At 56.4% G+C, this 11,550-nt stretch carries 4 protein-coding genes; all 4 read left to right on the plus strand.

Features of this window, described 5'->3' with window-relative positions; genetic code table 11:
* Positions 1–310: 310 nt before the first annotated feature.
* The 4 genes from HMPREF2710_RS02690 to HMPREF2710_RS02705 all read left to right on the plus strand — a co-directional run bounded on the left by HMPREF2710_RS02690 (position 311) and on the right by HMPREF2710_RS02705 (position 11,408).
* A complete protein-coding gene (locus HMPREF2710_RS02690; RefSeq protein WP_070599385.1) occupies positions 311–3,334 on the plus strand; it encodes a chitinase in 3,024 nt (1,007 codons plus the stop codon).
* Positions 3,335–3,483: 149 nt separating this feature from the next.
* The gene (locus HMPREF2710_RS02695; protein ID WP_246824515.1) at positions 3,484–4,761 is read left to right on the plus strand and encodes a type 1 periplasmic-binding domain-containing protein; all 1,278 of its coding nucleotides are present in this window, start codon (positions 3,484–3,486) and stop codon (positions 4,759–4,761) included.
* A gap of 116 nt (positions 4,762–4,877) precedes the next feature.
* Positions 4,878–9,266, plus strand: a complete 4,389-nt coding sequence (locus HMPREF2710_RS02700) for an FtsK/SpoIIIE domain-containing protein (protein WP_070599389.1) — start codon at positions 4,878–4,880, stop codon at positions 9,264–9,266.
* Positions 9,267–9,383: 117 nt separating this feature from the next.
* Positions 9,384–11,408, plus strand: coding sequence for a serine/threonine-protein kinase (locus HMPREF2710_RS02705; RefSeq protein ID WP_070599391.1), 2,025 nt, complete (start codon positions 9,384–9,386; stop codon positions 11,406–11,408).
* Positions 11,409–11,550 lie beyond the last annotated feature (142 nt).

The following is an 11,550-nucleotide window of genomic DNA, read 5'->3' on the forward strand; positions in this document are numbered from 1 at the left end:
GGGTTGAGAGATGACCTCAGCCGCGGGGTTTTTCTATGTCGAACAGAGTTCGGTAAGTGCACTAGGTTGAAACGAAATGAAAAATACCTTTAACTATCACCTCAAGGTTGAATTGAATATCCTGATGAGGCACCGACTAGGAGGAAAAAATATCAACCTTCCCATATTGGACTGATAAAGTGGTACGGGGCTTTTTCTCTTTCCGGCTTTGCCCCTGACCCTATCCACTCAGGTGGGCACTATACAGTGGCGTTTCAGACTTGCCGCTGTTGTGTGTCTGCACGGTATATAACTCAACGAAAAGATCATCATGACCAACCACACCACAGCGCGTCAGCGTCTACTCCGCTTCCCTTTGATTTTGGGTGTCACGACGGCACTTATTTTCTCTTCTTGCTCCACGGGCACGAACAATAACAGTGCCCCTTCCGATAAGGGTACTGTTACTTCTCAGAGTCCCCGCCAGGTGGAGAACGCTACTAATGTTCTGCAGAACGTGAATATTCAGATGGGTCGTGACGGCGAGGTTTCGTCGATTGAGTCGACCAACATTTACGTTAATGACAAGGATCGTACGAGCTCCTCGAGCAATGTGCAGTTCAAGCCGAAGGACGTCGTTAATGACCTTCCTGTGCGTGTGAGCCTGCAGTATTCTACTGAGCGCGGTAGCGGCACTAACCTGAATGATTTGAACGGCTACAGCGGCGAAATCACGATTAAGGTTACGGTCGAGAACCTGACGGTGAAGACCGAGGACGTCACCTATGATGCGTCCGGTACTAGCCGTACTAGCCCCGCACCGGTTGGTACTCCGTTCTCTATTGCTGCTTCTACTGTTCTCTCGGGTTCTCCTACTCAGGTTATTACGACCCCTGATGCGGCTGATTCGTCGACGAATGGTGTGGTGAGCACCAATGATGAAGGTAAGGCTGTTGTTCAGTGGGGTGCTATTTCCGCGCCTCCGGTGACTGGTAGTTCTTCCTCTTTTGTGTTGAAGGTCAAGGCGAAGGATTTTAGTGCGCCTACCTTCAACATTTCGGTGCAGCCTGGTTTTGCTTCTGATTTGTCTGGTGCAGGAATCATTACTAACGGTTTCACCTCTCAGGATGCGTCTCAGGTGGCGCTTCTGCAGCGCACTATTGATACGGTCAACGAGGTTAATACGACGTTGACTAGTGCTAGTTCGCAGGTTGCTCAGGTGCGTCAGAGCCTGGATGATACGTCTGCGACCTTGGGTAAGGACACTGCCGAGCATCTGAAGACTCAGAATGAATCGTTGACGAAGACTATGCAGGGTCTGCAGGCGAATATTGAGAGCCTGCAAAAGGACCTTTCTGAGGCTTCGCGTACTAATAATTCTCAGCTGATTTCTCAGTTGGAGCGTACTGTTGCTGCTCTTCACTCGATGCTGGGTGATACGACGGCGCGCCCCAATGTGTCTGTTTCACATAGCGGCGGTCGTTGTGTTGTGCATCGTGAGGAGGGTGCAAGTAGCCGTAGCGTGTACGGTAACTTGGTTCAGCTGTCTGCTGTTCTGAATGCGTATGCGGAGGCAAGTTCGGACTGCCAGCAGGATCTTACGGCTTCGATTCGTGAGATTGTCGGTCCGGAACACCCGACCGCTGAGACTTGTTCTTCTAACGGTTCGGTGACCTGCGCCCTGTTCGGTGCGTCGGTGACGGTGCAGAGCTCTCTGATTGCGCTGGTTGCTACCGGTGAGAAGATTGTGGATCACCTGCAGCCGGAGTATTTGAAGGGTGCGAACAACAACTATTCGGCGTTGAAGCGTCAGATGGATGAGCTTGTTGCACAGGTGGAGAAGGACCCGTCTTCTCTTGATGCTGATGCTGTGCGTTCTTTGAGTGAGAAGGTTAGTGCGGCTCGTCAGAGTGTGAATCAGATGAAGGAAACGTCGAGCCGTCTGATTGAGAGCATCAAGAACGTTCATTCTCGTGCGGCTTCTGCTCGTGCGGAGCTGGTGGACGGTTCTGGTTCTATGAGCGCTCAGAATAAGGAACTGGCGGAGCAGCTTTGTGCTCTGTCTACTGAGCGTGGCGGTTCTCTGTCTGCTGAGCAGGTGGAGCATCTGCGTGGATACCTGACGGCTTCTTCTTGTGGTGGCGCGGCTTCGCCGTCTGCTTCCCCGTCTTCTGAGGCGCCGTCTGAGGCTCCTAGCCCTGCGCCGTCTGAGTCTGCTTCTGTGGCTCCTTCTGAGGAGCCGTCGAAGAAGGTTGAGGCTCCTTCCGCCGCTCCCTCTTCTGAGGCGCCTTCCGCCGAGCCTACTGCCACGGAAGGTAATACTCGCGTCATTACGGTGGAGAACGCGAACGAGCGTACCTACACTTCGAACACCCCGGCAGCACGTACTCCGATGGAGCAGCGTATTGCTGCCGCGGTAGCTGCGTGGGATGAGGTTCTTGCCGCTACTTCGATGGATGACCCCAAGGAGGGTCTGGCTCGCGACGCCAAGGACCTTAACGACGCTGTGAACGCGGTAGATGGTGCCCTGGGCGAGGTTGAGAAGACCCTGAACGATGCCGCAAACGCGCAGAACCAGGACGCGGAAAAGAAGGAAGAGCCTACTGATGAGGCTAAGGTTTCTCTGCGTGATCGTATCCATTCAGCTTCGGATGCTGTCAATGCTTTGGGTAAGAACCTGGAGGATATGACGAACATGCAGGCTGACCTCTCCACCGCTATTAAGGAAGCGTTCAAGGAGTCTGCCAATGAGACTCGCGAGAGCCTGACGAACATGATTAGCGAGGAGATTCGTAAGGTTTCGAGCGATGGTTCTTCTAGCGCTTCGGCTGCTAAGGAGGCGTTCTCCGCTTCGGTTGCTGGCATTACTGATACCGCGAATACTGTGGTTCAGGTGGCTGGTGAGTCTATCGAGGTTCAGCACAAGGATATGAATGATCGTATTGAGGGTCTGCGTCAGTCTCTGGATTCGGTGACTGAGCGTTCTCTGGTTGCTCTGAGTACCCGCGCTGAGAACGCTACCCGAGATTTGGCTGGTGCATCCGTTCAGCTGAATAACGACCTGTCGAAGCTCATGCTTGATTTGGGTGATAGCAACGCTGAGGGTGCTGGCCTCTTGGGCGCGCTCAAGAGCAATAGCGCGAAGGCTGGTGCGGCTGATTACCAGCTTGCTTTGGCGATGCAGAATGCTCAGGGTTACACGAACCTCCGCTCTGAGGATATTGCTGCTCTGCAGAAGCGTCAGGCACAGTTCAAGGCGTCGCTGCAGCGTCTGCGTTCGCTGCCGACCTTCCATCTGTCGAATGCTGGCAGTGCAGAGGTGAAGACGGTGTACACCTTCCAGATTGGTGATTAGCCGTGGGGTTTTCCCCTCATTTGGGCTCTGATTCAGGTCCTCACCGCCGCGAGGGCAGGCGGCTCACTCAGCGCACCGTGGTGTGGTGTGTCAGTCTGTGTGTGCTGTTTAGCCTTGCGGTGGTGGGGATCTGGTATGGCGTGCGCGCTGTGACTCCTCAGCCTTTGCCGCTTGGCACGGGTACGAACCCTGCGTCTGCGGTGACGGTTCAGCAGGCTATTTCTCTTCCTGCGTCTGGTCGTGAGCCTGTTATTGGTGTTGTTACTACTTTTGGTGATGATGCTGAGGGGTCTGCGTGGCGTCTGAATGCTCAGGGTGCTCGTGTTGCGCAGTACCGTCTGGCTTTGGGTAAGTCTTCTGTGAAGGTTCTTTATGCGAACGATAAGGGAACGGAGCAGGGTGCCCGTGAGGCGGTAGAGAAGCTCTCTTCTGAGGGTGCTCTGGGTATTGTGCTTGCTTCTCGGGGTGAGCATCTTCGGGGTGCTACGGCTGCCGCTAAGGAACGCAATGTTGCGGTGATTGAGGCGTATGACCGGGTAGATGCTGGCGATGGGGTATGGAGTTTTGCTCTGGACCCTGAGCAGGAGAAGCAGGTCTATACGACTGCTATTCGTTCGCTTGCCGGTGTCTCTAGCACGGGTTCTTCGCAGCAGCTTGATGGTGTGCGCACCATCCTGCTGGATGCGGGTGAGGGCTCTGCACCGGACCTTCCCTATACGAATCGCGTTCAGGTTTCTGCTGATGAAGACAGCATGAAAGACATTCTCAAGGAGCTGACGCGCCTTCTGGGGGACAAGTCTTCGGGCTCTTCTCCTGTTCTGGTTTTGACGGGTTCGGCGTCGACTCAGGCAAAGGTTCTTCGTTCTCTTCAGAGGGCGGGTATTACTTCTCCGGTGATTGCGGGTGAGGAAGCTTTGACGGAGCCTTTTATACGTCTTCTTCTGGAGAACGGTGGTTCCTTGACTGACAATATTCGCATTGTGGGGCGTGTGCAGGCACGTGCTGCGGCGTTGAGTGCTGATGATGCCGGTCGCGCTTCTTCGGCATTTGTGTCAACGGTTGAGCGTATGAAGAATGATTCTTCGCTCAAGGATTTGTCAGGCGAACAGTCGTTCTCGAAATCGGCAGTGTGGGCGGATGCTCCCTCCCATAACGCGCTTTTGGCTTTTGCGTATGCCACGAGCCAGGTTCGTGAATACACTCCTGAGGCGGTTCGACGGGTTCTAGGAACCCTTCGTTTGGACGCTAAAGATTCTACGGTCGCGTATCCGTTGGATTTTTCGTCTTCTTACGCCGCTGGAGGGCAGGTGGGTCTTCTTTACCCGACCGCGGAAGCTTCGATGATTCAGGGCGGGTCTTCCTCGACGGATGCGGTGAATCCGCCGGTGTGGATGCTTCGCACGTTCACCTCAGAATCTCGCGACTAGCCTTTCCACACGGAGCCTACTGTACAGAGCCAGCCCATCACACCCCGGCTTTCGGGTATTACTTCTAGTCCGTCCACCAGCGGGGCTCACGATTTATCTATTTTGGAGAACACCTTATGCGCTTTTTCCTTGAACTTGAAGAGCATAACGGGAGCTATGAACTAGACTCCTGGCAGCCTGAGACGACCATCGCTGATCTCATCCAGGCGACCGGTGGCCCCTCCCTGCCTGCCGACGAGCCGCTGTATTGCGATAACCGCCCGGTGACGGCATCCTCCACTCTGGCGGAGGTCAAGCCGATGGAGGGTATGCGCATCTCTAGGGCACCGCTCTCCTACCCTTCCCTGGTGCAGGGCTGGAGCGTCTGCTTGAGCGGCGGTTCGACGGTTACCCTGCCGCGCCCTATCCCCTCTTCGCGTCCTCTGGTGGCGGGTCGTTCCCCGTACGCCGATATTGTGCTGCCCACGGCGAGCGCATCGTGGGAGCATCTGCACCTGCAGGTGGTGCATGATGAGTCGACAAACACTCAGAAGGTGCGCATCACTGACCCGGGTTCTACGAACGGTAGTTTTGTGGACGGTCAGAAAATCCCTGAGGAGGGTCTGACTGTTTCTGAGAGCACCACGATCCATGTTGGTGATTGTGTTCTGACCCTGCGGCCTGCTCCTCAGGAGAAGGCAGCGCCTCGCCCCGGTAGCGCCCCGAATGTGAGCGCGTCGGGTACTGCACCGTTTAACCGTCCGCCGCGTCAGGGTGCGTTGAGCGCCCCGGAGAAGGTGGAGGCACCTACCCGCAAGAACGTCTCTGACCCGCCAAAGTTCAATATTGCGATGGCGGTGGGCCCGATTATCATGGCGGCGGCAATGGTCGCCATTATGCAGGAGATTCGTTACGCCCTTTTCGCGATGCTCAGCCCCATTCTGAGTATTGGCATGTGGGTGGAGCAGAAACGTCGTCACGCTAAGGATAAGGTGAAGGAGCGTGTGCGTTTTGAGCAGGAAATGGAGAAGTTCAAGGAACGTATCGCTCTGAGTAACCGTGAGGAAATTGAGCGTCTTCACGACCTTGCCCCGGCACCGGATGCCGTTCAGCTGCGGGCGCTTCTTCCCGCGATGACGCTGTGGCGTCGCCGGAGCACAAGCCCTGACCTGTTGACTTTCCATGTGGGTACTGGGCATATTCATTGGGCTCCTGAGCTGACGAAGCCGAGCAATCCTGAGCCTGAGGTTCAGCATATTCTTGAGCACAATACCCTGTGGGATGCCCCGCTGGTTGCTGACCTGCGTGAGGGCGGCGCTATCGGTATTGTGGGTCCGCGTGAGCAGTCTCTTGCCCTGGCGCGTAGCCTGGTGCTGCAGGCGGCGACCCACACGGGTCCTGCTGATATGACGATTGCGGTCTGCGCTGATTCGGCGCGCTCGCAGGACTGGGTGTGGACGTCGTGGCTTCCGCACATGCATATGGCGCAGAACCAGCAGATGCGTTGGTTTGCTTCTGGTAAGGAGCAGTCGGATCAGATGCTGCGCTCTCTATACAACGACATTGAGTCTCTTCCGACCCGCGGCCTGTGCGTGGTCGTTGATTCGGATACCCTCACCGAGGGCCGTGAGTCGCCGGCACGCGACCTTTTGGCGTACGGCGATGAAGTGCGTCTGATGGCGAATAAGACTGCTGCTGCGGGTGCTCGCCGTGTTGCCGGTATTGTGTTGGCTTCTTCTGTTGATCGTCTTCCTGCGTCGTGTACTTCGGTCGTGGAGATTGGTGAGGAGGCTTCTATGACCTATTCGGAGCCTCGCCGCCGTTACACGGTTACCGATGGCGTGCTCGCCGGTGTGAGCGCTGAGGATGCTCTTCATGTGGCGCGTACTTTGGCGCATCATGAGGACCCTGAGCGTCTGCTTCTGGGCGGCGGTTTGCCGCAGCTGGTAAAGCTGCCTGAGCTGGTTGGTTTGCCGACACCTCCGGGTGCTGAGGATATTGAGGCGTTTTGGTCGCAGGCTAATGGTTTCAGTACTGAGATTGGTGTGGGCGACTCTGGCGCGTTCACGCTGGATTTGGTGAAGGATGGTCCTCACGGTCTGGTGGGTGGTACCACTGGTTCGGGTAAGAGTGAGTTTTTGCGTTCGTTGGTGGCGGGTTTGGCTGCTCACCATGATCCGAGCCGTTTGAACTTTATTCTGGTTGACTTTAAGGGTGGTGCGGCGTTTAAGACGTGTGAGCGTCTGCCGCATACGATTGGTACTTTGAGCAACTTGGATGCTCAGTTGGCTCACCGCGCTATTGAGTCGTTGGAGGCGGAGATGGACCGTCGTCAGCGCCTGTTTGCGGCTGCTGGCGAGGGTGTGGACAACATTAAGGATTATTTGGCGACGAACCCGCCGGAGCCGATGCCTCGCTTGCTGCTGGTGATTGACGAGTTTGCGATGCTGGCGAAGGACTTCCCAGATGTCCTGTCGTCGCTGGTGAGCATTGGTGCGGTGGGTCGTACCCTGGGTGTGCACATGATTTTGGCGACTCAGCGTCCTGCCGGCGTGGTAAATGATGACATTCTGGCGAATACGAACTTGCGTGTGGCGTTGCGTGTGCAGAGCCGTGAGGATTCTTCGAACGTGATTGGTGTTCCGGATGCTTCGGAGATTTCGCGTTCGCAGATGGGTCGCGCCTATGTGAAGCTGGGCCAGAATGATATTTCGCCGGTGCAGACTGCCCTGGTGACGGGTCAGAGTGGCACTGAGGTGGTGACTTCTCTGGAGGTTCGCGCGACCGATAGTATCGGTATTCCTCGTTCGGAGCGTGCGCGCCCGAAGGTGTCGTCGAGTGATGCGAATGACCTGGATCTGCTGATTGATGCTGTTGTGGCGGCTCATGCGGCTCGTGGTGCGGTTGCTCCTCGTAAGGTGTGGCCTGAGCCGTTGGGTTCGTATGTTGATTTGGCTGATTTTGGTGTTCGTGGCTTCCCCGACCCGGATCTTCCCACTGTGGGTGGTGTCCGGGACGGTGTTCTGATGTGTACTTTGGGTGATGAGCCTGAGCTGCAGCGTCAGGTGCCTATGGGCTGGAATATTGAGATGAGCAACCTGCTGTTGGTGGGTGTTGCCGGTAGTGGTACGACTACGACGATTCAGTCTGTGGTGTTGGGTTTGGCTCAGCATTATTCGCCGGAGGACATTGATATTGTTCTGGTGGATATGGGCGCTGATGGCTTGTTGCCGTTGGGTTCTTTGCCGCATGTTGTTTCTGCTGTGGGTACCGGTCAGGGCGCTAGGGAACGTCAGGCTCGTTTCTTGCGTTTTGTGAAGTCGGAGCTTGATGCTCGCCGTGCTGATGCGTCACGCCGTAAGCCTCTTTTCATTGTTTTGGATGGTTTTGCGACGCTGCGTGATGAGTTCTCTGATGCTGTGAGTATGGATTTGTTGGCGAATTTCTACCGCGTGTATGCGGATGGTCCTGCTGTTGGTATTCACTGCGTGGTGTCGACGAGCCGCGCGAAGAATATCCCGTCGCAGATTCTTGATGCTTCTTTGCAGACGTGGTTCTTCCAGCTGAGCGATGTCCACGATTATTCCTCGCATGGTATTCGCGGCACGAATGTTCCGGCTGCGGTTCCCGGCCGTTGTGTTGACCCGAAGCGTCTGCGTCAGATGCAGGTGGCTACTCCCGCTGTTGGCGTGGAGGAGGCTGTCTCTATGGTTCGTGAGCGCTTCCCGCAGGCTCCTGCTAAGCGTGATGTGATTGGTCAGCTGCCGACGTGGGTTTCGTGGGAGAGCATGCCTGCCGCCGAGTTTTCTCCGAGCCTGTGGCGTATCCCTGTGGGTATTGCGGAGGCTACGTTGGAGGCGTGCGCTTTCGAGCTGTATGAGGGTGAGCACGCCATGGTTGCGGGTAATCCGCGTTCGGGTAAGTCTTCTCTGCTGGTTGCGTTTGCTCGTCTGGTTTCTCGGGCGAAGGCTGCGGCGGAGCAGGCGGTGTCTGCCGCGTTGGCGTCTGGTGACGCTATCGCAGCGGAGAACGCACGTATGGATGCCGCGGAGGTTCCGGAGGTTTGGGCTGTCTTCGATCAGCGTTCCGGTCTGGTGAATGCGCCGGAGGGCGTTTTTGACCGGGTGTTTGAGAGCAAGAATGCTTCTGCTCAGGTGCAGGCGGCTTTGCAGGATGCCGCGGGCCCGGTGCTGTTGCTGATTGATGATGGTGACCGTGTGGATGACCCGATGAACGTTTTTGATGCGATTGTGAAGGGTGATTTCCCGGACGTTCACATTATTGCTACGGGTAAGCCGACTGATTTGCGTCCTTTGTATAGCCATTGGACGAAGGCTATTCGCAAGTTCCGTACTGGTGCTGTGGTTCAGCCGAATGTTGATACGGATATGGACATGTTCGGTTCTATTCCGAGGCGCGCCCCGGTTCAGCTGAGCGTTGGTCGTGGCTACGCGTTCCTTGCCGGGTCGCCGGTTCTGGTGCAGCTGATGAGCCCTGAGGATTCTCAGCACCGTGGCGGACTGTAGGGCTTGTTTGTCGTGTGGTGAGGTATGGTGTAACTTTACCGGCTATTTTGCTGTAGGGGTCGCCCCGTCTGGGGAGTCTTCCTGCTTGTTGTGAAGTTGATGTTAAGGAGTTAGCCCGTGACTGTACCTGCTGGTTCGCCGCAGTACTCCGGCTCGGAGCGTCGTGATGCTCATCCTGCCCCGCAGGTTGCTGGTCAGCCTGCGGGGGGCTTGGTTGCGGGTGCTCCCCTTGGCTCTTCGTATCGTTTGGTGCGCCGGGTGGGTTCTGGTGCGGTCGGTGAGGTGTGGGCTGCTACGATGAGCGGCTCGTGGGCTCTGTATGCGGCGAAGGTTTTGCGTCCGGAGCTTGCGGAGAATCCTGTGGTTCTTGAGTCTTTTGTGCGTGAGCGTTCGGTGTTGTTGGCGCTGTCGCATCCTCATATTGTGCCGTTGACGGACATGGTGGTTGAGGGTGGCGTGCTGGCTCTGGTGATGGAGTTTCAGCATGGCGGTTCGTTGCGTCAGAAGCTGGATTCTGAGGGGCCGCTACCGGTTCGTTTGGCGTTGAGTCTGATGGTGCAGGTTCTGAATGCGGTGGAGTTTGCTCACCGTCAGGGCGTGATGCATCTGGATATTAAGCCGGAGAATGTTCTGCTGAGCGGTGTTTTGGGGGAGTCTCTGGATCAGCAGGTTCGTGTGGCTGATTTCGGTATTGCTTCTTTTACTGGCTCTGCGGGTTCGGGGGCTTCTCGTTCGTTTTCTGGTACTCCGGGGTATATGGCTCCGGAGCGTTCTGCGCACGGTGTGGCTACTCCGGCGGTTGATGTTTATGCGTGCGCGGTGACTCTTCATGAGTTGTTGGTGGCGGCGCGTCCTCTTCCGGCGCGTGGTGGTGCGGTGCAGGTGTCGCCGCAGATTCCGGCTGAGGTTGCTGAGGTGCTTCACGGGATGTTGGCGGAGAACCCGGTTCAGCGTCCTGGGGCGGCTGAGGCTGCCGCTAAGTTGCGTCTTTTGGCTGAGGGTTTCTCGGCTGATACGGTGCTTCCTCGGTGGGTTGAGGTGTCTTCGGGTGCTGTGGGGTACACGCCTACGGTGGTTCATGGTGCTGAGCCTGCGGTTTCTGCGGTGCCTGGGCAGAATGTTACGGAGCTGTATGGTGCGGGTATGCCGTCACTGGGTCAGGCGCAGAATGAGACGGTTATCCGCGCTCCTTTTGTGGTGGAGCAGCCGGTATATGTGCCTGATGAGGTTGTTGAGGATGAGGAGCCTGCCCGTTCGCCGTTGCGCCGCCCGCTGGTGTGGGGCGCCATCCTGGGTTCTTTGATTCTTGTGGGTGTGCTCGCTTTTGTGGGTTTGAGCGGCGGTAAGGGTTCGTCTAAGACGGCTGAGTCGTGGTCTGCTTCGAGCCGTAGTTCGGCGTCTTTGCCGAGTGGTTTGGGTACCCGTATTGAGGGTACGTATAACCCGCGGGATAAGAGTGCCCGCCTGACGTTTGAGTTTTCTTCGCAGAAGTCGGCTCTTCGGGGCGATATTTTGCAGGTGCTTCCCGGTGTTGAGGGTGGTTCGTGTGCTTCGGTGACGTGGGATGCCGGTCAGGCGTCTTCTGGTGTGTCGAAGAATCAGTCAAGTGTGACTGCGGTGGATGTTCCGTGTTCGTGGAATCTGTCTGGGGTGAGTATCCCGGCTAATGGCGTGGTGCAGGTTCGGGCGAATGTGTCTGCTGAGTTTAAGGATTCTCGTGCTTTTGAGGAATGGCTGAACCGTATTGATTCTGAGACGTCTAAGGCTATTTCTGACAGGGAGGTTCGTTCGACGGCGTACCCGATTCAGCGTTTGCGGTCGATTGAGTTGCGGGTTCCTTCTCGTGTGGTGAATCAGAGTGTTTTGCCGGTGACGGTGGTTCCGGTGTGGCCGAGTGGTGCGGATGAGTTGAACCCGTTGATGGTTTTGCCGCGTACGGGTGAGTTTTCGACGCTGGTTCAGGCGATTTCTCCGGATGCGCAGTTGATTAGTTTTTCGGATGGTTGTTCGGGGCATGTGTTGGTGTCTGAGGATCAGCGGGTGGTCACGGCGCTATCGGTGACTTCTAAGTGCCGGCTGAACGCGCAGATTGGTAATTTCACGAACCTGTCCAGTAGCGACTTCGCGATTATCACCCGATAATGGTGGCGCTTAAATGAGCCGCCGCTGGCATGCAGAAGGCCCCCTGTGCTGAGAGTTAATCTCTCAGCCCAAGGGCTTTCTCTATACGGTGCTACATGTCAACGTCGGCAAGACCAGTAACCTTCTCCCGGCCCCTGAAATA

This window comes from Rothia sp. HMSC069D01 (assembly GCF_001810135.1).
Classification (GTDB): Bacteria; Actinomycetota; Actinomycetes; order Actinomycetales; family Micrococcaceae; genus Rothia.